The organism is Paenibacillus sp. OAE614 (assembly GCF_040546645.1).
GTDB lineage: Bacteria > Bacillota > Bacilli > Paenibacillales > Paenibacillaceae > Paenibacillus_AQ > Paenibacillus_AQ favisporus.
In genome coordinates this window covers 4756776-4780133 of the sequence record NZ_JBEPOD010000001.1, presented here as the reverse complement: position 1 = coordinate 4780133, position 23358 = coordinate 4756776, and the positions used below count along the sequence as shown (strand labels likewise).

The following is a 23358-nucleotide window of genomic DNA, read 5'->3' as shown; positions in this document are numbered from 1 at the left end:
TTCTGTTCTTCCTTCATGTACAATGTAAAATATATACTTATATGTATCCAGCTATTTTACGATGTTATCGATTTACCAGTGAACGCATCTGCGAGCATGTTCATTGATTACGAATTCTAGGAGGAACTGATATGCCCGTACGCAGCGAATTTCTTCACATTATTGCAGCAGTAAGATCTAATCTCGAATCTTGCATATTGGGAAAATCATTTGAAATACAGCTCCTTCTAACTGCTCTGCTGGCCGAAGGGCATGTTTTGATCGAAGATGTACCCGGAACGGGGAAGACGCAGCTCATCAAGGCGCTCGCCCGGTCCATGAGCGGCGATTACCGGCGTGTCCAGTGCAACCCGGACATTCTGCCGAGCGATATTACCGGTGTTTCCGTATTTCATCCGCGCGAGGAGCGGTTCTACTTCCGTCCGGGTCCGGTGATGACCAACATTCTTCTGGCTGACGAAATTAACCGGGCCACGACGAAGACCCAGTCGGCCCTGCTTGAGGTCATGGAAGAGCGCAACGTGACGGTGGACGGCGAAACGTATGAGCTTCCCCGTCCGTTTATGCTGTGCGCCACCCAGAATCCGATCGACTTTGAAGGCACTTACATGCTGCCCGAAGCGCAGCTTGACCGTTTTATGATGAAGATCAGCCTCGGCTACCCCGACGCGGCCACGGAAAAAAGCCTGCTGTACCAGCACAAGCAGGGCCAGCCGGTCGACCGGCTGACTCCGGTGACCAACATGGAACAGATCGCGGAGATGCAGCATGAAATCCGCAGCATTTATATCGACGAGGCGGTGACGGACTATCTGCTGAGCATCGTACGCCGTACCCGGGAGCATGCCTCCGTCCTGCTCGGAGCCAGCCCGCGCGCTTCCCTGTCGTTCCTGAACGCGGTCAAGGCGTTTGCTTTCCTGCAGCAGCGGGAGTACGTCCTTCCCGACGATATTAAGACGCTCGCTCCTTATGTTCTCGCCCACCGCATCATCCTTCGTCCGGAGTCCCGGCTGGACAACGTCAGTCCGGAATCCGTGCTGAAAAACATCCTTCAGCAGGTGCATGTGCCTGTAGCGATGGAGCGATAAATGATGACAAGGCTGTTAACCGGTATCCGATCCGGACTCAAAACCCCGAGGTATTGGGCCGTACTGCTCGTATGGGTCGCCAGCCTGTTCTATGTTCTGTTTCAGGGGGGCAAGACGTCCCTGATGCTGTTTGTCATGATCAGCGTCATCGTGCTGTATTTGATCGTGCTTGGCATCAGCGGCGTCCGGCTGACGCGGGGAACGCGCCAGCTGTCCACCGAAAGGGGACAAGGCACCGTGCTTCACGCCGGCGAGCAGATCAAGGTCAGGCTCCATTTTTCGATTCCGGGATTTCTGCCGATGCCCTATATCATTATCCGTGAAGTCATGAAGCGGCATAACGGAGATTCCTGGTCGTTTGAGGAAAGCGTCATTCCCAATTACAGAGGCGGCGGTACGCTGATGTTCCAGACGCCGCCGCTGGAGCGGGGAAGATATTATTTTACGGAGACGGAATGTGTCAGTGAGGATATTTTCGGCTTTATCGAGCATAAAGGCCGTTTTCATGTGCCCGGCCAGTTTCGCGTGATGCCCCGAACCGTGTTTATCCCCACATGGAAGCTGTTCGACCGGAATTCCCCGCTTGCAGGGCCGCAAACCGCCTCGGCAGCTTCACGCAAAGAGACGACCCAGATTAATGGCGTCCGCGATTATGTGTACGGGGACCGGATTTCCCGGATTCACTGGAACGCTACCGCGAAGACCGGACAGTGGAAATCCAAGGAATTCGAGTACGATTCCGTTCCGAAAACGATGCTTCTGCTGGACGCCACGAAGGCTCACTACGGCTCCGACGCGCAGTTTGAGCTGGCTGTTTCCACAGCGGCTTCCTTGCTCGAGTATGGCGGGCGCGGCAGAATGAATATGGGCCTCGCCACCCTCGGCGACGCATTCAAATTGTTTCCGCCAAGCAGCGTGCAGGGGGACCGCCAGCGGATGATGCATCACCTGGTGGACCTGTCCGCCGACGGCTACGGTAAGCTGCTCCCGAAGCTGGAGCAGAACGCACGGTTTCTCCCGGCGGGGGCCTTCCTCGTTTTCATTTCACCGGCCAGCGGCCAGCAGGTGCTCGACATTCTGCGCTGGGTTGAAACCCGGGGCATGAGCTCTTCGCACATCCGGATCAGCTCCGGGCGAGAAAAGGGCGTAGAAGGCTGGGGAGCGATGCTCGCTTCCCGCGGAACCTTTGCGTGCAGCATTCAATCGCTGAGTGAGCTGCCGGCCGTATTAGGGGGTGGAAGGGTTTGATCAACTGGCTGTATTCGCTGCGCACTTCGTTTTTCCGCACCTTATCCTTGGTGTGGTTGTGGATTATGGCGCTGCAGTGGATTTACTTTATGAACAACATTTGGTACAGCGAGACGACAGCCATCGTCATCATCAGCGTGACGGTCATCACGGCGATCGAAATCTTGCTGCCAATCAAAAGCATTTACCGGTACGTGCTGGAAGGCATCGCCGTGCTGTACATCATTCACCGGGAGATGATCGCGTACTGGATTTACTTTCCGGCAGGAAGCCTGCCGAACCGGATTCAGCAGTTTACGGGCAACGCGCTGCCGTACCTCGGTTTTGCTGTAGGCGCTTGGATTCTGCTGCTGCTCAGCGCCAAGCTGGTCAACAATCAGCGCAGAATTCTCGTGTTCACAGGCATGCTGATCGTGGCGTTCTCCATACTGGATTCCTTCACCGTGTACGATTTATGGAAGGAAGTCGCCTGGACGGTGTTTGCGGCGCTCGGCTGGCTGGTCAGCGAGCACTTCCGCCGCTTCCAGCAGAAATACCCGCATGGCTGGCGCTATCTTCGGCAGTACCCGCTAAAAATGCTGCTGAACGTGGCGGTCATTTTTTCGCTCGTGTTTGCGGTCGGCGTCAACATGCCGGAAGTGCCGCCGTCCTTGACCGATCCCTATACGGCTTGGGTCGTCCAAGGCGAGACGGCTGCCACGGCCGGCGTTGACGGGGATCCGGCTGACTCGGTGCTGCGGACTTCCTCGGGATACAGCCGCAACGACACCAAGCTCGGCGGCGGGTTCAACTTTGACTACACGCCGGTGATGGAAATCAGCTCGGACCAGCGAAGCTATTGGCGCGGGGAGACCCGCAGGCTGTATACTGGCAGCGGCTGGGGGGACGAGCGCAATTCCGGCAGGGAGACCGATGAGGTGACGGCAGATACGAAGCTTTCCGGTGATGGACCAACCGCCGGCGATTCGATGACGGTAAGACAGACGGTTACGATGCTGAGCGACAATCAGTACCCCGTTTTGTTTGGTGCGTATAACCTGTCCAAAGTAGAGCTTATCGATGACGGGAAAAATACAGGCAGCCTCCGCTGGAACAGTTCCCAGTCGGAGCTTCGCTGGACCGCCGAGTCAAAGCGGGACCGTTATCCGAAAACCTACACGGTGGTGTCCGAGGTTCCGGTCGTTTCGGAGGATGAAATCCGCCAGAAGTCGTTCGCCGACCTGTACGGCTCCCAAGGGACCGAGGATGCCTATCTGCAGGTGCCGAACGACTTTCCGAAGCGGGCCCGCGACCTTGCGGAAGAAGTGACGGCTTCCGGAGCAACGCCTTATGAAAAGATCGGTCTGCTTCAAAACTATTTAACAACGAATTACACATATACAAACGAGCCCGACTTGTCCAAAAAGGTCAGCGACGATTTCGTGGACAGCTTCCTGTTTGAGATCAAGGAAGGATACTGCGATTATTTCTCGACTTCGATGGTGATGATGGCCCGTTCCCTCGGCATCCCGGCGCGGTGGGTCAAAGGGTACGCTCCCGGCCAGGTGCAGGGTAGCAGCGCCGACGTGCAGGTCCAAGGCGTGCAGGGCACCTCGGACTCCGGCGTGTATACGGTGACCAATGCCGATGCGCATTCGTGGGCCGAGGTCTATTTCGGGCCGTACGGCTGGATTCCGGTGGAAGCGACCCCCGGCTTCAGCATGCCGCTGCTCACGCATGACGCCCAGGCGCAAGATCCGGCCGAGCCGGAGGCACAGCCGGAAGTGGAGGAAGACCAGCCTGAGCAGGCGCCGCAACAGGCAGCGCAGAGCCAGGATCGCGGACCAGTGGTGCAAATCGTATACGGCGCTTCCCTCCTCATCCTCGCAGCGTTTGCAGTGTATGTGCTGTGGCGGAATCGGCTCCAGCTCCGGTTCGGATGGCTCCGGCTTCGTACGGGACAAAAGCTGTCTCCCGACCAGAAGGTCATTGTCATGACCGAACGGTGGATCAAGCAGCTGCGCCGAAGAGGACTCAAACGCGGCGCGGACGAAACGCTCCGGGAGTCGGTCAGCCGCTGGGAAGGACGGTCCCCGGCGCTCGGATCCTTCCTGGAGCCGCTGCTGCAGCTGTTCGAGAAGGCGCGCTACAGCCCTTCATCGGTGTCGGAATCGGAATGGAGAAGCGTCCATGCCCATGCGAAGGAATTGAAAGCTGCGATGAAAAAGATACCGAAGAATGCAGCGTGATGGACTTTTTAGAAGGCGCCCTCCGGGCGTTTTCTTTTTTGTTTCGCCCGAACATAAGTTTTTTACTAACTACGCAGATTATGGTATAGTTTGTCCTATGAAACTGAGGTGACATCAATTTGTTTGAAATGCTTATCCCGAAAATGAGGGTAAAAACGGTGTTTGATCTGGATTTGGAGCGGCTGTATTCGCAGGGATTCCGTGGAATTATCACGGATCTGGACAATACGCTGGTCGGTGCCAAGGCTCCCTTGGCCACCCCCGAGCTGATCGCCTGGTTCGAAAAGGTGAAAAAGGCGGGGTTTCAGCTTGTCATCGTGTCCAATAACCAAATGGCGAGGGTATCAACTTTTGCCACCCCGCTGGATATCCGGTTTGTCCATGAAGCCCGCAAGCCGTCGAACGCGCCTTTCCGGAAAGCTATGCAGATGATGGGCCTGAAGAGCGAGGAGACGATCGTGGTCGGCGACCAGATGCTGACCGATGTGTACGGCGGCAACCGGCTCGGCCTGTTTACCGTGCTGGTGCTCCCGATATCCATTCAGGATGAAGGCTGGGGTACGCGCATGAACCGGCGTCTGGAGAAAATTGCGCTCGCACGATTGCGGAAAAAGGGATTATGGCTGGAGGAGGAACACCAACAATGAAAGACCCGATAGACGGCAGTCAAGCCGTAAAATGCAGCGGCTGCGGCATTGCCATCCAAACGGAACGGCCCGAGCTTCCGGGGTATACCCCGGAGAAAGCGATGGACCGGGATCCGGTCATCTGCCAGCGCTGCTTCCGGATTAAAAACTACAACGAGGCTTCTTCCGTTGCCGTCGACCAGGATGAATTCCTGCGTCTATTGAGCCAAATCGGCGGGAAGAACGCGCTCGTTATTCATATTGTGGACCTGTTCGATTTTGAAGGAAGCCTCATTTCAGGCCTGCAGCGGTTTGTCGGCAACAATCCGGTCATTCTCGCCGTGAACAAAATCGACCTTCTGCCCAAAGTGACGAACTGGAACAAGGTGCTCAATTGGGTGCAGAAACAATGCAAGGAGCACGGCCTCAAGACGGAAGAAATCGTCCTCTGCAGCGCCAAGAAAAACCAGGGCTTCGACCGCCTGCTGGACACGGTTGCCTCGTATCGCGGGGACCGCGACGTCTATGTGGTGGGGGCGACCAATGTCGGCAAATCGACGCTGATCAACCGGCTGATCCGGGATTACAGCGATTTGGAGCAGGAGCTGACCGTATCGCGTTATCCGGGAACGACCCTGGATATGGTCAACATTCCGCTCGACGACGGCCGCTTTATTATCGACACGCCGGGGATCGTATACCCTTGGCGCTACAGTGAGCTCGTCACTCGTGAGGACCTGGGCGCCGTCATGCCGGACAACCCGTTGAAGCCGGCCGTGTACCAGCTGAACGAAGGACAGACGCTGTTTTTCGGAGCCATGGCACGGTTTGACTTTATTCAGGGCGAGCGCCAGTCGTTTACCTGCTTTGTCGGCAGCCGCGTAGGCATACACCGCACCAAGCTGGAGCGTGCCGATGAGCTGTACGCGGAGCATGCCGGAGAATTGCTGTCCCCGCCGAACCGGGAGAACATCGGGAAGCTGCCGGAATGGACAAGGCATGAATTCCGCATCAAGCGCGGTATGCGCATGGATTTGTTCGTCTCCGGATTGGGCTGGATTAAAGTGAACAGCGATCAGGGAGCCCTGTGCGCTATTCATGCGCCGCGGGGAGTCAAGGTGCTGGCAAGACCTTCTTTAATCTGACGCTGCCTTTGAACGTTGCAAGAGCTGACAGGTGAGAGCAGGGAAAGGGGAAACTATGAATTTGGCTAAACCGGAGTTACTGAAACATACAGGGGAGCTGCTGCTGGGCGTCATCGGGGATCCGATCGCCCATTCCAAATCGCCCGTGATGCATAAGGCGGCGCTGGCCGCGCTCGGCATCCCGGGCGCCTATGTTCCGATGCGCGTATCGCGGGAGCAGGTCGGAACGGCGCTGGAAGGCATCAAGGCGCTTGGCTTTCGGGGAATCAATGTTACGATTCCGCACAAGCTGGAGGTTATTCCGTTCCTGAACGAGCTGGATGAAACGGCCTTGAAGATCGGAGCCGTCAACACGATCGTGAATGACGGAGGCTACCTCACGGGGTATAATACAGACGGTATAGGTTATGTCCGTTCCCTGAAGGAAGAAGCGATTGCCGAACTGAAAGGCAAAAGCATTCTGGTGCTCGGAGCCGGAGGTGCCGCTCGCGGTATCGTATACGCCCTGACGCTGGAGCATCCGGACCGGATTTATGTCGCCAACCGGACGGCCGATAAAGCCGAGGTGCTGGCGGCTGAATGGAAGGCGCTGGCAGACATTCGCGGGATGGCGATGGACGACATTCCGGCCATTCTAGGCGGAGTGGATGTGATCATTAATACGACATCGGTCGGGATGCATCCGCATACGGACGGAACACCGCTAGATTCCGAGCGGATTTCTCCGGGAATCGTGGTCAGCGACCTCATCTATAATCCGCTGAAGACCCGGCTGCTCGCCGACAGCGAGAAGAAGGGCTGCGTCATTCACGGCGGTCTCGGGATGTTTGTGAATCAGGGAGCCTTTGCCCTGGAGTATTGGACCGGACTGCCCGCGCCGGTAGAGGCGATGCGCAGCGCGGTTCTGGCCAGTATGAAGGAATCATGATTATTGAATTGTACATTGAAGATTAAGGAGTTTTGACATTTTATGTTAACAGGTAAGCAAAAACGCTATCTCCGGTCCCAGGCGCATCATTTGGACCCGATTTTTCAAGTCGGCAAGGGCGGAACCAACGACCAGTTAATCCGTCATATCGTCGAGGCCATTGAGAAGAGGGAGCTGATGAAGGTCAGCATTCTCAACAACTGCTTGGAAGATAAGCACGAAATTGCCGAGGAATTGGCCGAAAAATCGGGCTCTGAACTGGTGCAGGTGATCGGCAGCACGATTATTTTATATAAAGAATCCAAAGATCATAAGCAGATTGAATTGCCATAAGCGGGAGGGATCAGCATGAAGGTAGGTATCATGGGAGGTACCTTTGATCCGATCCACATCGGACATCTGCTCGCTGCCGAAGCGGCCCGGGACACGTTCGGACTGGACGAGGTTTGGTTTATGCCCAGTCATATTCCGCCCCATAAGGAACAGGCGGGAGCTACCGGCGAACAACGTCTCGGCATGGTCGCTGAAGCGATTGCGGACCATCCCTGCTTTCGGACCCTGGATATCGAAATCAGAAGAGGCGGGGTTTCTTATACGATCGACACGGTCAAGGAAATCCGCAGCTCGTTTGAAAACATCGGTTTTCATTTCATCATCGGGGCCGATATGGTCAATTATTTGCCGAAGTGGGAGGGCATTGAGGAACTGGTGGAGCTGATGAGCTTTATCGGTGTCGGGCGTCCGGGCTCCACGCTGAACTTGGACGCGCTCCCCGCTTATTTGAAGGGAAAAATTCTACTGGCCGACATGCCCCAGGTGGACATCTCGTCGACCGAAATCCGGGAAAGGCTGGCCACCGGACACTCCATTCGTTATATGGTGACAGACAGTGTCTACGACTATATCAGAAGGAGGGGAATGTATGGCATTCAGCCGCGAAGAACTGATTAAAGCCGTGTCCGGACAAATGCCGGCCATGCGCTGGAAGCACACAGAAGGCGTGATGCAATCCGCCGTCATGCTTGCGGAGCGTTACGGAGCGGACCCTGTTAAGGCCGAAACGGCGGCGATTCTGCACGACGTGGCCAAATACTGGCCTGTGAAGCAAATGGAAGCGATCATTAAGGAAAACGATTTGTCCAAGGATCTGCTGTTTTACGACAAGCCGCTCTGGCATGCCGAAGTGGGTGCTTTTGTAGCGGAACGGGATTACGGCATTACCGATCCCGAAATTTTGGATGCGATCCGGTATCACACCTCCGGCCGCATCGGCATGACCCTGCTGGACAAGGTCGTGTGCCTGGCGGATTACATCGAACCGGGAAGGGATTTTCCGGGCGTGAATAATATCCGGGAACTGGCCAACCATAGCCTTGAAGAGGGATTGATCGCCGGACTGGACTCCACGATCAGCCTGCTCATCTCCCGCCGTCAGATCATTTACCCGCTGACCGTATTTGCCCGCAATGATCTTATTAAACAGTTGGAGGCGAATGTATGACCTTGAAACCTGAAGAATTGTTAAACTTGGCCGTGGCTGCCGCTGAAGATAAAAAGGCCATGAACGTCGTGGCGCTCGACCTGCGGGGGATTTCCCTCATTTCCGATTATTTCGTCATCTGTCACGGCAACTCGGATACCCAGGTCCAGTCGATCGCGACCGAAATCCGCAAGCGGATGCACGACGCCGGCTCGGACATCCGCGGCATAGAAGGACTGGATTCCGCCCGCTGGGTCCTGATGGATCTTGGCGATGTAATCGTCCATATCTTCCACAGGGATGAGCGGGATTATTACAATATTGAGCGCTTATGGTCCGACGCCAAGGTTGTGGAAACGGTATGAAGCCGATCGCAGGAACGATTCAGACCTATGAAGTGATGCGGGAAGTATCGCCTTACGGATATTTTCTGGATGCGTATGATCAAGACGTTCTGCTCCATTACACCGAGCTTACGCGGGAAATCGAGCCTGGTGACATGGTCGAAGTGTTTATTTTCTACGATACAGAAGACCGTCTCGCCGCAACGATGAAAAAGCCATATCTGACGCTGGGCGAAATGGCCAAGCTGGTTGTGGCGGACGTGCATCCAAGGCTGGGATGCTTTCTCGAGATGGGGCTTGGCCGTCAGCTGCTGCTGCCGATCCGCGAGCTTCCGGAATTGAAGGAGCTGCATCCACGGGTCGGGGACTCGGTGTTCGTCATCATGGAGCATGACAAGCAGGGACGGCTGCGCGCGAAGCTGGCCGGCGAACAGGAGCTATCGCAGCATACGTTCCAGGCGCCGCTATCCTGGGTAAACCAGTGGTTCACCGCAACGGTGTACCGCCCGCTGCAGATGGGAACATTCGTAATCGTGGACGGTGGAGTGCTCGGCTTCGGCGCCATCGGCATGATCCACTCCTCGGAGCGAACCCGTATGCTGCGTCTGGGCGAAGAGCTGCAGGTGCGGGTCAGTCACATTCGTGAGGACGGACGCGTCAACCTGTCCATGGCGCAGCGCAAGGAAGTTGGCCGGGATTTGGATGCCGACCGCCTGCTGGCGTTCTTGAAGGAACGTCCGAACGGAGGCATGCCGTATTCGGATGCGACGCCTCCGGACATTATCAAGCAGCGCTTCGGCATCAGCAAGTCGGCTTTCAAGCGCGCAATCGGCAAATTGATGAAGGAAGGTCTTATCACACAGAAGGAGAACTGGACTTATCTGGTTCAGCCGGAAAGTTCCAAACCGGAAACGGGCGGGAACGCCGATCCGTCCTAACAGGGCTGGGAGGATTTTCGGAACGTTAACAGAAAGTGCGGTGTCATCATGTCCTCTTACAGAAAATTTGCATACGTTTACGATGAACTGATGGAAGATATGCCGTATCCCGATTGGCTCAGGTTTGCAAGACAGGCCTGGGAAAAATACGGCATGCCGAAAAGTGTGGTAGAACTGGGATGCGGCACGGGGAGCATCACGATTCCGCTTGTGAACTCGGGGTTCGAAGTGACAGGGATCGACCTGTCGGCGGACATGCTGTCCGTAGCAAGGCGAAAGATGGAAAAGACGCCGCAGGGCAGCCGCCTGTTCCGGGAGGGCTCCATCCGCTGGGTTCAGCAGGATATGCGCGCTTGGGAGCTGCCCGAGCCCGTCGATGCGGTCATTTCATTTTGCGACTGCATCAGTTACCTGCTGGAAGAAGCCGATATCGTGTCGACCTTTAGACAGACCTACAATGGGCTGAAGGAAAAGGGGATCTTCGTGTTTGACGTGCATCATCCGAATACGATCATCCGCTATGACGAGGAGCAGCCGTTCGTATGGGACGACAAGTCGGTTTCGTACATCTGGACCTGCGACCTGGACGCGCCGCGGTGCGAAATCGAGCATCATTTGAGCATCTTTGCGAAGGAAGAAGACAGCGACTTGTATCGCCGCTTTGAAGAAGTGCACGTGCAGCGGGGCTATGATCCGAAATGGATGAAGAGCGAACTGCTCAAGGCCGGATTCCGCGACGTGCAGACGTATGCTGACTTTGAGTGGGTGGAAGCGGACGACGAGGCGCAGCGGCTGTTTTTCGTCGCGGTCAAATAGGCTGAGAACATCATGTCCTTGCAAAGCATCTGGTCTGCATTGGTGAGGATGCTTTGCGGGATTTTGCCTCGGAACGAAGGTTCCGGGGCTATTTGCGGCTAATAGTATAATGGGAGATGCCTAATTGAGGCATCGTCTTCAACAAATTCAAACAGAAACGGAGAGAACATGATGAGTTTGATGGATCTACAAGGAAAAACGGCGGTCATTACCGGAGCGGGCAAAGGAATCGGCTTGGCGATTGCTGAGCTGCTGGCCAAAGAAGGCGTGAATCTGGGCCTCATTTCCCGCACCGCCTCCGATTTGGATGCGCTGAATGCTTCGCTGGCCGGCGAACACGGCATCCGTGTTGCGACCGCAGCGGCAGACGTATCGAAACGGGAAGAAGCGGAAAGCGCGGTGAGTGCGCTGAAGGCAGAGCTCGGCACGATCGATATTCTGATCAATAACGCGGGCATCGCTTCGTTCGGGACCGTACTCGAAATGGATCCGGCGCAGTGGGAACAAATTATTCAGGTGAATCTGATGGGTACATATTACATGTCCCGGGCCGTCCTGCCGGACATGGTGGGGCAAAACAGCGGCAGCATCATCAACATTTCCTCCACAGCCGGTGAAAAAGGCTTTGCCACGGGCTCCGCATACTGCGCGTCCAAATTTGCAGTCATGGGGCTGACAGAGTCGCTGCTTCAGGAAGTGCGCAAAAACAACATCCGCGTCGTTGCGCTGACGCCATCCACTGTCAATACGGCGCTGGCCCGCGACAACAACCTGAAGGTCGGCGATGAGGACCGCATGATGCAGCCGGAAGACGTGGCTGAGCTGGCGCTCGCCACGCTGAAGCTGCCGCAGCGCGTATTTGTGAAATCGGCCGGCATCTGGACGACCAACCCGCAATAACAATATTGTACGGACTGTAAGCCTGTCTCTTATGGATCGGAAGCCGATCTGCTAAGAGTCAGGCTTTTTTCGTTAGTATTCGGATTTTATGGTGGAGGAGGGCTTATAGCTGGCCCTTCTCCAATTTCTCGATCAAGGTGGGAAAATCAATTCCCAGGAAGATTATTTCTTCTGGCTCACGAACAACTTCAATAGTTGGCTTATTAAACATCGGGAAGTTTTCCTCTCGTAGATGGTAGCTATCAAACCTCCTCTGGTACTTTGGTTTGAATTGCTTTCTAAGTCCCTCTGTAAAGAGTATCTTGGCTCTTAGGGCCTCAAAAGAGTATCCCCTTCTTAAACGATTAATGATTCGAATAAGGCTAATTAGAGATTCCGTATAAGCACCTGGAATGCGATGGTCGAAATAAGCGAATATTTCTTCTTCCCAGTTCTTCATAGCCTTTGTCAATGGTTCAAAAGCGGATTGCAGTTCCGTTGGTACTTTAGCTTTCCATTCGTTGTATTTAAGAAATGCCGTTTGTCTGCTATCACATTCCCAAATATCCAAATATGATTCCTTTAAGCCATAAGCAGTGACGAGAGACGGATGATTCTTTGTCCAAAGGTCTAGCGTAATCCTATCCTTCTCTGTAAGCTCTATATCCCGTTTTAAGAGGATAAAACGGCCTGGCATTAGCCCGCGGCGTTCTTTTGGCGATAATCTTTCAAGGATCTGCTTACGAATGGTTTCTAACGCTTGGTTTGCCATACGGACAACGTGAAATTTATCTACGATGATAAATGCTTTTGGCAATACAGCCCTTACGGCGTCTTTATACGGTTGCCACATATCCATAGTGACGTATCGGATTTGCCCTATATTTGGAAGGCGTAAGAGGTAATCTACAACGGTTTCCTTGTTACGATTGGGCAAAACATCCAACAAAGTACATTCCTCTATGTTGGTTAAAACGCATCTTGGTTTAATGATATGAATTTCGTCAATTCCAAGCCAATTGGGAGTTTCATATCGATGCGTTTCTCTAAGACGGTTGATGTAATCACGAAAGATGTTGCGTATTGTTTTTTCATGCAATCCAACATCCTCGGATATGCTAACAAACGTACGTTTAAGGCTTTGCGTCTCTATATAAGACAATAATCGTTTGGTGCAGTTTCGCTTTTTGTCTATGGTGTGGTCTAAGTGTTCCCAAAAGGTTCGATTGCAGTCTCTACAGCAATATCTCTGACGCTTTATGAGAAGGACTACGCGCTTGCCGTGAAGAGGTAAGTCCATACAAATCTGTTCCCTGCTATCGTGTTTGTAGAGGTTGGCTATACATCCACAATGAGGGCAAGCCAAAGGTGGATAGTTCGTCACCATTTGAATTAGAAATTCAAATTCATTCTCACAAATACTTAGGATGTTAAATTTCGGAAAGTTTAGAATATCCATATGAGTTTCTTCTATGCATTTATGATGCAATCTCCTTCTTTGTTTTCACTTGGCTGGTCAAAATACCGCTGAATATGAAAGATAACAATGAACCGGCAAAGCATATAGCCGCAAACATGCCAACGGCGGAAAAACCGTTAAAAGCCGCGTAAATGAGGCCAGCGATCCATGACCCGAGCGTTGTCGCAGCATACATGATTGAATTGGCCAAGCTGGAAGTCGTGCCGCGGATGGTTGGATTTAATGAATTCAACATTCCCAATATTAGGGGAAAAGCGATCCCCATGTTAACGAATATGAAAAAATAAACACTTTCGAAAGCCGCAACCGATGGCAAGTGAGGCAAAACAATAAAACATGTGATAGAGACAAGAAAGCCCACAACTAGCGTATTGAAACGGTTAAACGTTTTAATTACATAGGCACCACCGAAGCTTCCAACTATATTCCCGAGACCAAGAAAAAACATCACGTACCCCGCTTGATCAATTGAAAGATGAAAGCGATCTGTTACCCATTTTCCAATGAAAGAAAAGGCAGCAAAGAATCCACACTGAAATAAGAAGTGAGCGAGGAAAGCCCTTCTCGCCATTCGGCTATTCAATAAGGGGATGTATCTACTGAAAATCGGAGTCTTGGTTTTTTGGCCTTGAATTGGTTTCATTTCGGGCAAAGCATAGAAGATGAATACCGCCACCAATAGTGCACATGCACCGATTGTAAAGAAAGGATAATACCAATGGGTTGAGGCAAGCAGACTTCCAATAGGGATGCCGAACGCTTGGGAAGCAGCTAAGCCTGCCATGACGATTCCTGATACTTTGGCTATTTTTGGTGTTGGAAACAGAGCAGGGATCGATGCCCAGACTTGAGGCGCCGTAAATGCTGCGCTGACTCCAGCTAAAAAACGGAATACGAACATCGACCAAAAACTTGTGGCAAAGCCGCATAATATGGTTGAAACCGAGAAGCAGACCATGCCAAAAAGCATTACTTTTTTGCGATCCCATCCATCGGAAAGCGGTCCAGCGATTAATGCGAAAATGGCATAACCTAAAGCATAAGCCCCAACCATCCAACCGGAATATTCCGTTGGGATATGAAACAAGTTCTGAAGAGTGGGGATGAGCGGAGAAATCAAAAACGTATCTGTACCGATAACAAACATGATGAGGAAAAATAAAGTAGTTAATTTGATCATTCTATTCACCCTTTATAATTAGTTCTATTGTTCAATGATTATTGAACTAATGAAGAAAAAAAGAGAATTTCTTTCTACAACGTATCCAGAAATCCGGGTAAGTAAGTTTGAAATGTCTCCAAATCGATGCTCATATACTTCGCTTGAGCTTCTTTTCGTACCTTGATCAATTTCGCCTCCTTTAAAGTACGCAAGTGATACGAAGTATTTGATTTCGTAGTATCGCGAATGTGGCCGACTTCTCCACAATTCATCTCATTCTTGCTGATGTATAGATTTCGAATAATGTCCAATCTTGTTTCATCAGCTAACGCCTTAAATATTTTGACTCTGAGCTCATCATTTATCATTTTTTGAGTAGTCATAAAACCATTGTACTAAGATACCGCTACAAATCAAGTCTTTAGATAATTACCACCATATTCTCCGATTTTTAAGTGAAATGTTTTGATTTTGTCTCCACCATAAAATCCGAATACCCTTTTTCGTATGACTGGATGTCGATGTACCGCAAAGTACCTGAGAATCAATATTGCAGCACGGGAGTCCCCACAATGTGGGGTTTTTTTATGCGAAAAAGCTTGAGATGCGGCAAAATTTACGGTTACGGCGGTTTTTTTACAGAAGCTTTACCGTGCCTTAACCCTTGCAACTTGGCACCAAGTTAGACTGTCACTACAGACAGCCGAAGCGATGCAGCGGACGTGAATCATCGGTTGTGGCGGCGGTTGTCTGCTTATCCAAGATAAGGTGGTGCTGAGCGATCAAGACGGAACTGCATTGTCATACGACCATTTCGGACGGTTCGTATTCATTTGAGGAATTAGCCGAGGCGGCATTGAATGAGAACATTGGCGTGCTGGCGGTCACAAACCACGATACGACAAAGGGCCTTGCCGCCATGCTGGAACGGGGAAGAGAGCTTGGCCTTGAAATGATCCCGGGGATCGAAATATCGGCCTATGACATGGAGAGAGGCAGGAGGGTTCATATCCTGGGCTATTTCATCGAGCCAGGGCATCCGGCTCTGGAGCAGGTATGCACCCCGATGATCCACAAGCGGCATGAAGCTTCCCGTGTGATGGTGGAACGCCTGATTGAGGCGGGGTACGGCATCACCTGGAACCAGGTTCTGCGGTATGCGGATGGGGGAACCGGCGTATACAAGCAGCACATTATGCACGCACTGATCGACAATGGCTATGCCAAATCTATATACGGTGAGCTGTACAAAAAGCTGTTTTCCCGCGGGGGGAACGGAGAAGAGCCCGGCATGGCTTACGTCCGGCTGGACTACCTTCACGCCCGTGACGCCATCGAGGCCGTCATTCAGGCTGGCGGGGTGCCGGTTCTGGCCCATCCAGGCCAATACGGCAACTTTGAATATGTCCGCGAGCTGGTGGGCATGGGGCTTCAGGGTATCGAAGTGTGGCATTCGCTGCATGATGCCGATGACGAGGAGCGGGCCATGGAGTATGCGCGCCGTTACGATCTCGTCATGACCGGAGGATCCGACTTTCACGGGTTCTACGGGGAGAAGGAGGTCCGGCTGGGAAGCAAGGATCCGGGCATTTCATGCGTCCAAGAGCTCAAGAAGCGCAGACCGAAGTAAAGGGGGAACATTCATGGAAAAATATTCGATTCATCGCCCTGCGGAAAGTAAACGGCTGAGCCCGGATCCTGATATTCACGAAAGCGCGCATATTCTTCACAGCACGTTCGGATCCTGGACCTCCGTCGGTCCAGGCAATCAAATTATCGAATCCGATATCGGGGATTACACCTACACCATGGACGACGTGACGATCAACTACACGGAAATCGGCAAATATACTTCGATTGCCTCGCATGTATGCATCAACCCGGTGGATCATCCCATGGAGCGGGTTACGCAGCATCATATGACTTACCGGAGAAGGGATTACGGTTTTGCCGCCACTGATGACGAGGCGATCTTCAACCGGCGGCGGGGCAACCGGGTAACGGTCGGACATGATGTCTGGATCGGCCACGGCGCGATTATCATGAAGGGGGTCCATATCGGCTCCGGAGCGGTGATCGGATCCGGAGCTATCGTCACCAAAGACGTTGAACCGTATGCCATCGTCGTCGGCGTCACCGCCAAACCGGTCCGAAAGAGATTTTCGGAGGATGTCGTCGCTAAGCTCCAGCAGATCGCCTGGTGGGATTGGCCGCGGGAGGTCATCCAGGAGCGGTTCGAAGAGCTGAACGATACGGCTTCCTTTATCCGGAAGTACGGGGTTTAAAAGAGGAGGGTGAGCGTAAGGGATGCATGACGAAATGGAGATCATGGATAAGCTCATAGCCGATATGGAGGCAGGCATCTATGAGCCGGATGACAAGCTGCCGTCGGAGAACGATTTGGCCAGGCTGTTCAAAGTGCCCCGTATGACTGCTCGGAAAGCTTACGAGAAGCTGCAGGACCTGGGGTATGTGTACTCCAGGCAGGGCAAGGGCAGCTTTGTCCGCGACCAGCATCAGCGCATCCCGCTCCTCTTTTCGGGAGGCGAAAGCTTCAGCCGGAAGATGATCCACATGGGGTATGATTATCAGTCACGCAACATTTTTTGCGATCCCATCGAGTATAACCACAAAGTGTATAAAGCGCTTGAAGCGCAGCCGGAAGAGCGGGTGTTCCGGATTGGCAGGCTCCGTCTCATCGACAACCGCCCGATTGCGATTCACGCGTCGTATGTGGCGGAGTCGATGTTTCCGGACATCGGACGGACAGGCAGGGACATTACCTCGATGTTCGATTTCTACCGGGCAAAAGGGTATACGGGGTTCGAGTCGATGAAGACGCTGCTCAGCGTGACCTATCCCGGCAGGAAAGAAAGGGAGCTGCTCGCCTGCACCAGCCTCATTCCGCTGCTCGTCGTGGAGACCGGCTGTCTGGACAGCCAGACGAGCAAGCCGCTGGAATATACGAGAATTATGTACCGGAGCGACTACTTTACGTACGAGCTCTAAAAGTGCGTGTTCAAAAACGGACTTTTTGAACAACCTCAAACAGGGAGGCCGGGAATGGATGAAACGAAGACAACGGACTGAAATTCTGGTTGAAGGCTCTTGGGAACTCGCCGCCCGTATGGCGCAGGCTATTGCTGACCGTTATGAAGTGAAGCTGGTCGAGCAGCCAAGCCAGGGACTGGTCATGGTTAAAGTGAGAGAGACTGCCAAGCGAAGCTTGTTCTATCTGGGGGAAGTGCTGGTGAGCGAATGCAAGGTGCAGGTCGAAGGCAGCATGGGCATCGGCTTGGTCAAAGGGCATGACCATGAGCTGGCCTATCAGCTCGCCCTCATCGACGCGGCGTATCAGGCCGGATTGCAGGAGACCAGGGTATGGGATCAGATGCTGCTGGACGAAGAAGCCCGGATCGCTGCTACGCGCAGCCAGGCTTTTGCCGAGATCGCCAAAACGAAGGTCGATTTTGAAACGATGGACGTGGATTAGGGGGAGAGAGCGATGAACTTCGACGCAGTTCATGATATACAGCGCGCCTACCGCAAAGTGGTGGATTCCATGTCGAGACCCGGCTTGATTTCGGATCTGACGACTGAAGCGGGCAAGGCCGACGCACAGTGGGGAGGGCTACCCGTCATCTGGGTGCTCGCATTGATGCTGCTGGACACGGAGGTTACATTCTGCATCTGCTCGCAGCGGGAAGCGGAGCTTACGCGGCTCCTGAACCAGCTGACCTTCGCCGTCCGGACGGAGCCGGAGAAAGCGGATTACATTTTTGTCCTGCACGACGCGAAGGAAGTGGATTTGCTGAAGGCTCTGCAGGGCGCCAAAGTCGGTACGCTGGCCGATCCGCATGCCTCTGCCACCGTGATCGTGGAGTCGGGGGAGCTGTCCGGGGACTTTGAGCTGAGCCTCAAAGGGCCGGGCATCGAGGGTGAAAGCTTTGTCCGGATTCCGCTGGCTCCCGGTTGGCTGGAGGCGCGGGCGGAGAAAAACGCGGAGTATCCCCTGGGAATTGACATGCTGGTCGTCGACAAAAACAACAAGCTGCTGTGCCTGCCTCGGACGACGCAAATCGAGGAGAGGGAGGTGCTTCTATGGGATATGTAGCGGTAAAAGGCGGAACGCTTGCGATCGAGGAATCCTTGAAGCGGATCAAATTCGAACGGATCAAGCAGGGAAAGGTACTGGACGTCACCCGCATTGAAGGCGGGATGAGAGGGCTGATCGATCAGATCATGTCGGAGAGCAGCCTGTACGACGAAACGCTGGCGGCGCTGGCGATCAAGCAGGCGGAAGGAAGCCCGGAGGAAGCGGTGTTTCTGCTGAGGGCCTACCGCTCCACGCTTCCCCGAAAGCATTATTCGCGAGCGGTGCACACCCGCGAGATGAGGGTTGAGCGGCGGATCTCCGCCAGCTTCAAGGACATTCCGGGCGGGCAAATTCTCGGCGCTTCGGTCGATTACAGCCATCGGCTCCTGGACTTTGACCTGATGCATGAAACGGATGAGGATGCCGCCCGGTGGCTGGAGGCTTTTGCGGGTGAGCTCGGAAGCTTGCCGGAGGCCGGCCGCCCACCGGAGCTGATGAAGGTCATGGACTATTTGATCGAGCAGGGGCTCATGATCAGCCCTGCGGACGACAATACCGAACCGGATGACGTGACGCGCCGAAGCATCACGTTTCCGGCCAGCCGCAGCCAAAAGCTGCAGGTGCTGACCCGGGGCCAGACCGGGACGGTTACCTCGCTCGCTTACGCGGTCATCCGAGGATACGGCGTATCGCATCCCACTGTCGGCGAGCTGCGGGTCGGGCGAGTTCCGGTATGCATCGATGATCCGCTCGGAACCGGTGCAGATGCTGAGGACAGCTATTATATCGGGGAAATCAAGGTAACGGAGGCGGAAATGCTCATGTCTGCCTCGGTGGCGAAGGAGCAGGGCGGGAAGGAATTGTCCTTTGAGATCGGCTACGGGCTCTGCTACGGGCAAAACGAGACCAAGGCGATTGCCATGGGCATTCTGGATCACAGCCTGGAGCAGGGAGACAGCCGTTTTCCGACCCAGGATCAGGAGTTTGTGCTGTACCATATCGATTCCGTGGAATCCACCGGTTTCATGTCCCACTTGAAGCTGCCGCATTATGTCACGTTCCACTCCAAAATGAACGACGTGCGGAAAACGAAGATGGGAGCGGCCACATCAATGGCGGACGAAACGGAGGAGGTGGAGGAAATATGCAAATAAATTACAATTTCGCGTTTTTCGACGAAGGCTCCAAAAGGGAAATCCGCAGAGCGACGCTGAAGGCGATTGCCATTCCGGGGTACCAGGTTCCTTTTGCCTCCCGGGAAATGCCGATTGCCAGGGGATGGGGAACCGGCGGGCTGCAGCTCACCCTGTCCTTGGTAGGTCGAGATGATGTAGTCAAGGTGATTGACCAAGGTTCCGATGAGTCCGTCAATGCCGTCAGCATCAAGAAGCTGGTCCGGAACACGACGGATATCCGCATCACGGATGAAACGGCGCAGGCGACGCTGATTCAATCCAGGCACCGCATTCCAGAGGTACCGCTTCGGGCGGGTCAAATTTTGGTGCTGCAGGTGCCCATGCCTGAGCCGCTGCGGATGTATGAACCGCGGGAAGCCGAGACGAAGAAGCTGCACGCCGAAAAAGAATACAGCGGGGCCTGGCTTATGCTGTTCGAGCAAATCATGAATTACGGCAGCATGACGACCGGCGCGGACCACCCGGTGATGGTTCATGACCGTTATGTGATGGCACCGAGCCCGATCCCCAAATTCGACAATGCCAAGCTGAATGCCTCCGAAGCGCTCATTCTGCTCGGGGCCGGCCGGGAAAAGAAAATCTACGCGGTGCCGCCTTACACCAAGGTCATATCTCTTGATTTTGAGGACTACCCGTTTGAGACGGAGTCCTTTGAAGACCGGTCCTGCAGACTGTGTGGATCCACCGGCGTGTTTATGGATGAATTGTACGACGACGCCAGCGGCACGGCTTATTATCAATGCAATGATACGAGCTACTGTTTGGAGCGGATGAATGAACAATCCTGGCGGGAAGGTGCTGAGAGCCGATGATCCAGACGGAACAACCGATGATTTCCGTACAACATTTAAGCAAGCAGTTCGGGCCTGGCTGCCCGCACTGCATGAATCCGGGCAGCCGGAAGCTTTACAAAAACTTTTGCACCGTCTGCCATACCGTGTATTCCTGCCAAGACGTTTCTTTTGACCTGTATCCGGGAGAAATCATCGGGGTGGTGGGAGAAAGCGGCAGCGGAAAGTCCACCATGATGAGATGCCTGTATTTTGACCAGGAGGCGACGAGCGGCGAAGTCTATCTTCAGGCTTACAAAGAAGGTTCGCGAAACCTGTTTGTGGAGTCGACGCAGCAGAAGCGTTATATCCGGAATCACCTTATGGGAAAAGTGTACCAGAACCCAATGCTCGGTTTGCGGATGGATTTCACCTCCATCGGCAACATCGCGGAGAAAATGATCGCGGCGGGCAGCCGCCGCGTCTCCGAGATGGAAGCGCGCGGTATGGAGCTGCTGGAGAAAGTCCACATCCCGCTTCACCGGATCAAGGAAGCGCCCAAGCATTTTTCCGGAGGAATGCAGCAGCGGGTCCAGATTGCCAAAGCGTTGTCGAACCGTCCTCCGGTGCTGCTGCTCGATGAAGTGACCACCGGCCTCGACCTGTCCGTTCAGGCCAGCGTGCTGGATCTGATCAAGGCGCTGCAAAGGGAGCTTGGCATCAGCATCGTGCTCGTCTCCCATGACCTCGGCGTGGTCCGCATGCTCGCCGACCGGACGCTGGTCATGCTGGACGGGCGAGTCGTGGAGGAGGGCTTGACCGATCAAATTTTGGAAGACCCGCAGGAAGCTTATACCCAGCAGCTGGTTCACTCCCTGCTCTAGCTTATTTTCGAAGGAGGAGTCGCCTTTGTATCTCATTACGAACGCACGCATCATTACGGAGGAAGGGGTTCTGAGCGGATACGACCTGCTCATTCAGGGAGACCGCATCGGCAGAATCGCCCCGCATGGCGTCATTGCAGTGGATACGCAAACGGAGGTCTTGGACGCCGCAGGCGGGTATCTGTCCCCGGGGTTCATCGATATTCATTCCGATTACATCGAGCATATGGCTGCCCCGAGGCCGACATCGCTGATGGATTTTCGTCTGAGCCTCCGGGAAACGGAAAAAGAGCTGATCACGCACGGCATTACGACGATGTTTCATTCCTTGTCCATTTTCAGGGGGTCGGAGTACAAATACCGCCCGATCCGCGAGCCGGAAAACGTGCGCAAGCTGCTGGAGCTGATCGAGGAATCGCATACGAGCCAGCACTTGGTGCGCCACCGTTTCCACGCGAGGTTTGAAATCGATAACCTGCTGGAGGTGGACAATCTCAGAAACTACATTGCTGAAAAGAAGGTTCACCTCGTTTCGTTTATGGATCATACCCCCGGCCAAGGGCAATACCGGGATCTGGAGATTTACAAGGCCACGGTGAAGGGCTATGACGATATGACCGATGAGGGGATCGACGAGTTGATCCGGAAGCACCAGAGCAAGGAGAAAATGACGATCGAAGGCATCCGCGAAATTGCCGAACTGGCACGGGAAGCCGGAATCGCGGTCGCTTCACATGATGACGACTCGCTCGACAAGCTGGAGCTCGTCCAGGGCTTCGGCGCAACGATCAGCGAGTTTCCGATTACGCTGGAGATTGCCCGGCGGGCCAAACAGCAGGGCATGTACACCGTGGCCGGTGCGCCGAACGTCATCCTTGGCGGCTCGCACAGCGGGAACTTGTCCGCAGCCGAGGCGATTCAGGAGAAGAGCATCGACATTTTGTGCAGCGATTATTATCCGGCAGCGCTGCTTCACGCGGTATTTTACCTCGTGGACCGCTGCGGGCAGGAACTGGCCGACATGTTCCGCCTGGTGACGCTTCATCCCGCGCGGGCCGTCAATCTGGATCATGAAATCGGCTCGGTGCGCGTGGGGAAAAAAGCGGATCTGATTCTGATCGAGAAGATCGACGGGGATTTCCCGGTCATTACGGCCGTTTTTGTGGACGGGAAGCTCATTCAGAGAACCCATTACAGGGATCATGAAGGGGGTAAATGGATTGAACAGTCTGCTCACGATCGAACACTTGTCCAAAACGTTCACTCTGTATAACCTGGATCAGCAGATCGAGGCCGCCGCAGACGTCAGCCTGCATGTGAACGAAGGCGAATTTATCGGCATTACAGGCAAAAGCGGGAGCGGGAAGTCCACCGTCCTACGCTGTATTTACCGGACCTATCTCCCCCAGAAAGGGACCATCCGGTACCAATCGGCAGCGTACGGTGAAATCGACCTGGCCTCCGCGCCGGACCGGGTGATGATCGACCTGCGAAAGCGGGAGATTGGCTACGTATCACAGTTTCTGAACGTCATGCCGCGGACGACGGCCCGGGAGCTGGTCACGCAGGCTCTGCTGGAAATGGGCAAGGATCCGCACCAGGCGGCCAGGGAGACAGCGCGCATGCTGGATCATTTTGAGCTGGATTCCAAGCTTCGCGACAGCTATCCCGCCACGTTCTCCGGGGGGGAGAAGCTTCGCCTCAACATCGCCAGAGCAATGGTGAAGCGGCCCCGACTGCTCCTTCTTGACGAGCCTACCGCCAGTCTGGACCATGCCTCCAAGGTCAAGGTGAAGACGCTGATCGAGCAGCTGATGCATGAAGGAACGACGATGCTCGGGATCTTTCACGACCTGGAATTTATGGAGGGGCTGTGCAGCCGCCAATACCACATGCAGGACGGCCGGTTTCATGAAGGCGGCAGGCCGGAAGCCGCGGGTCGTTTCTTAAGAAATCAGAAAGTATAAGTTTCGGAGCCTTGGCTTCCTGATCTCGCAAGAAAGACTTCCGCTAAACGCGGTCTGTCTACTTTGAAGGTACGGCGATAGAC

Annotated in this window: 26 protein-coding genes; 23 read left to right on the top strand and 3 right to left on the bottom strand. The window is 54.1% G+C overall.

Features of this window, described 5'->3' with window-relative positions:
- Positions 1 to 131 precede the first annotated feature (131 nt).
- The 13 genes from ABIE48_RS22085 (at position 132) to ABIE48_RS22025 (ending at position 11741) form a co-directional block, all read left to right on the top strand.
- Positions 132 to 1088 carry an AAA family ATPase gene (locus ABIE48_RS22085; protein WP_076169730.1) on the top strand — a complete coding sequence of 319 codons (957 nt, stop codon included), beginning with the start codon at positions 132 to 134 and terminating at the stop codon, positions 1086 to 1088.
- Between the two features lie 3 nt (positions 1089 to 1091).
- Positions 1092 to 2336, top strand: a complete 1245-nt coding sequence (locus ABIE48_RS22080; RefSeq protein ID WP_192715751.1) for a DUF58 domain-containing protein — start codon at positions 1092 to 1094, stop codon at positions 2334 to 2336.
- Positions 2333 to 4564: a transglutaminase TgpA family protein gene (locus tag ABIE48_RS22075; protein ID WP_192715750.1), complete on the top strand. Its 2232-nt coding sequence runs from the start codon at positions 2333 to 2335 to the stop codon at positions 4562 to 4564. Before ABIE48_RS22080 ends, ABIE48_RS22075 begins: the two co-directional genes overlap by 4 nt.
- Positions 4565 to 4683: 119 nt before the next feature.
- Positions 4684 to 5211 carry a YqeG family HAD IIIA-type phosphatase gene (locus ABIE48_RS22070; protein ID WP_145023448.1) on the top strand — a complete coding sequence of 176 codons (528 nt, stop codon included), beginning with the start codon at positions 4684 to 4686 and terminating at the stop codon, positions 5209 to 5211.
- Complete coding sequence (gene yqeH / locus ABIE48_RS22065; RefSeq protein WP_192715749.1) at positions 5208 to 6335, top strand: ribosome biogenesis GTPase YqeH; 1128 nt, start codon at positions 5208 to 5210, stop codon at positions 6333 to 6335. The genes ABIE48_RS22070 and yqeH overlap by 4 nt, the downstream gene beginning before the upstream one ends.
- 61 nt (positions 6336 to 6396) lie before the next feature.
- Positions 6397 to 7263, top strand: a complete 867-nt coding sequence (locus ABIE48_RS22060) for a shikimate dehydrogenase (protein WP_354519653.1) — start codon at positions 6397 to 6399, stop codon at positions 7261 to 7263.
- A 42-nt stretch (positions 7264 to 7305) separates the two neighbouring features.
- The gene (yhbY, locus tag ABIE48_RS22055; protein ID WP_076169735.1) at positions 7306 to 7596 is read left to right on the top strand and encodes a ribosome assembly RNA-binding protein YhbY; all 291 of its coding nucleotides are present in this window, start codon (positions 7306 to 7308) and stop codon (positions 7594 to 7596) included.
- A gap of 15 nt (positions 7597 to 7611) precedes the next feature.
- Positions 7612 to 8214: a nicotinate-nucleotide adenylyltransferase gene (gene nadD / locus ABIE48_RS22050; RefSeq protein WP_192715747.1), complete on the top strand. Its 603-nt coding sequence runs from the start codon at positions 7612 to 7614 to the stop codon at positions 8212 to 8214.
- Positions 8186 to 8764, top strand: coding sequence for a bis(5'-nucleosyl)-tetraphosphatase (symmetrical) YqeK (yqeK, locus tag ABIE48_RS22045; protein ID WP_076169737.1), 579 nt, complete (start codon positions 8186 to 8188; stop codon positions 8762 to 8764). Before nadD ends, yqeK begins: the two co-directional genes overlap by 29 nt.
- A complete protein-coding gene (rsfS, locus tag ABIE48_RS22040; RefSeq protein WP_145023458.1) occupies positions 8761 to 9108 on the top strand; it encodes a ribosome silencing factor in 348 nt (115 codons plus the stop codon). The genes yqeK and rsfS overlap by 4 nt, the downstream gene beginning before the upstream one ends.
- Positions 9105 to 10025, top strand: a complete 921-nt coding sequence (locus ABIE48_RS22035; RefSeq protein WP_145023460.1) for a CvfB family protein — start codon at positions 9105 to 9107, stop codon at positions 10023 to 10025. The genes rsfS and ABIE48_RS22035 overlap by 4 nt, the downstream gene beginning before the upstream one ends.
- Positions 10026 to 10073: 48 nt before the next feature.
- A complete protein-coding gene (locus ABIE48_RS22030) occupies positions 10074 to 10841 on the top strand; it encodes a class I SAM-dependent DNA methyltransferase (RefSeq protein ID WP_145023462.1) in 768 nt (255 codons plus the stop codon).
- A 180-nt stretch (positions 10842 to 11021) separates the two neighbouring features.
- Positions 11022 to 11741 (top strand): 3-ketoacyl-ACP reductase, encoded by a 720-nt coding sequence (locus tag ABIE48_RS22025; RefSeq protein ID WP_145024541.1) that lies wholly within the window; start codon positions 11022 to 11024, stop codon positions 11739 to 11741.
- A 103-nt stretch (positions 11742 to 11844) separates the two neighbouring features.
- On the opposite strand, the gene ABIE48_RS22020 is transcribed toward ABIE48_RS22025, so the two are convergent.
- The 3 genes from ABIE48_RS22020 to ABIE48_RS22010 form a co-directional block, all read right to left on the bottom strand.
- Entirely contained in the window at positions 11845 to 13179 is a 1335-nt protein-coding gene (locus ABIE48_RS22020; RefSeq protein ID WP_192715746.1) for an ISL3 family transposase, read from the bottom strand.
- 19 nt (positions 13180 to 13198) lie between these two features.
- Positions 13199 to 14380, bottom strand: coding sequence for an MFS transporter (locus tag ABIE48_RS22015; protein WP_192715745.1), 1182 nt, complete (start codon positions 14378 to 14380; stop codon positions 13199 to 13201).
- Between the two features lie 74 nt (positions 14381 to 14454).
- Positions 14455 to 14730: an ArsR/SmtB family transcription factor gene (locus tag ABIE48_RS22010; RefSeq protein WP_425281307.1), complete on the bottom strand. Its 276-nt coding sequence runs from the start codon at positions 14728 to 14730 to the stop codon at positions 14455 to 14457.
- A gap of 413 nt (positions 14731 to 15143) precedes the next feature.
- Between ABIE48_RS22010 and ABIE48_RS22005 the strand changes: the two genes are divergently transcribed.
- The 10 genes from ABIE48_RS22005 to ABIE48_RS21960 are packed head-to-tail and all read left to right on the top strand — an operon-like array spanning position 15144 to position 23275.
- Complete coding sequence (locus tag ABIE48_RS22005) at positions 15144 to 15992, top strand: PHP domain-containing protein (protein ID WP_192715872.1); 849 nt, start codon at positions 15144 to 15146, stop codon at positions 15990 to 15992.
- A gap of 13 nt (positions 15993 to 16005) precedes the next feature.
- Positions 16006 to 16647, top strand: coding sequence for a DapH/DapD/GlmU-related protein (locus tag ABIE48_RS22000; protein ID WP_192715744.1), 642 nt, complete (start codon positions 16006 to 16008; stop codon positions 16645 to 16647).
- A 22-nt stretch (positions 16648 to 16669) separates the two neighbouring features.
- Positions 16670 to 17371 (top strand): GntR family transcriptional regulator, encoded by a 702-nt coding sequence (locus ABIE48_RS21995; RefSeq protein WP_192715743.1) that lies wholly within the window; start codon positions 16670 to 16672, stop codon positions 17369 to 17371.
- Positions 17372 to 17429: 58 nt separating this feature from the next.
- Positions 17430 to 17855 (top strand): phosphonate C-P lyase system protein PhnG, encoded by a 426-nt coding sequence (gene phnG / locus ABIE48_RS21990; protein WP_192715742.1) that lies wholly within the window; start codon positions 17430 to 17432, stop codon positions 17853 to 17855.
- Between the two features lie 12 nt (positions 17856 to 17867).
- Positions 17868 to 18476 (top strand): phosphonate C-P lyase system protein PhnH, encoded by a 609-nt coding sequence (gene phnH / locus ABIE48_RS21985; RefSeq protein ID WP_192715741.1) that lies wholly within the window; start codon positions 17868 to 17870, stop codon positions 18474 to 18476.
- Positions 18464 to 19612: a carbon-phosphorus lyase complex subunit PhnI gene (locus ABIE48_RS21980; protein ID WP_192715740.1), complete on the top strand. Its 1149-nt coding sequence runs from the start codon at positions 18464 to 18466 to the stop codon at positions 19610 to 19612. The genes phnH and ABIE48_RS21980 overlap by 13 nt, the downstream gene beginning before the upstream one ends.
- On the top strand, positions 19603 to 20466 hold the full coding sequence (locus ABIE48_RS21975; RefSeq protein ID WP_145023481.1) for an alpha-D-ribose 1-methylphosphonate 5-phosphate C-P-lyase PhnJ: 864 nt from the start codon (positions 19603 to 19605) through the stop codon (positions 20464 to 20466). Before ABIE48_RS21980 ends, ABIE48_RS21975 begins: the two co-directional genes overlap by 10 nt.
- Complete coding sequence (locus ABIE48_RS21970) at positions 20463 to 21308, top strand: ATP-binding cassette domain-containing protein (RefSeq protein ID WP_192715739.1); 846 nt, start codon at positions 20463 to 20465, stop codon at positions 21306 to 21308. The genes ABIE48_RS21975 and ABIE48_RS21970 overlap by 4 nt, the downstream gene beginning before the upstream one ends.
- Positions 21277 to 22581 (top strand): phosphonate metabolism protein PhnM, encoded by a 1305-nt coding sequence (phnM, locus tag ABIE48_RS21965; protein ID WP_354520678.1) that lies wholly within the window; start codon positions 21277 to 21279, stop codon positions 22579 to 22581. The genes ABIE48_RS21970 and phnM overlap by 32 nt, the downstream gene beginning before the upstream one ends.
- Positions 22529 to 23275: a phosphonate C-P lyase system protein PhnL gene (locus ABIE48_RS21960; protein WP_192715737.1), complete on the top strand. Its 747-nt coding sequence runs from the start codon at positions 22529 to 22531 to the stop codon at positions 23273 to 23275. The genes phnM and ABIE48_RS21960 overlap by 53 nt, the downstream gene beginning before the upstream one ends.
- The last annotated feature ends 83 nt before the right edge of the window (positions 23276 to 23358 follow it).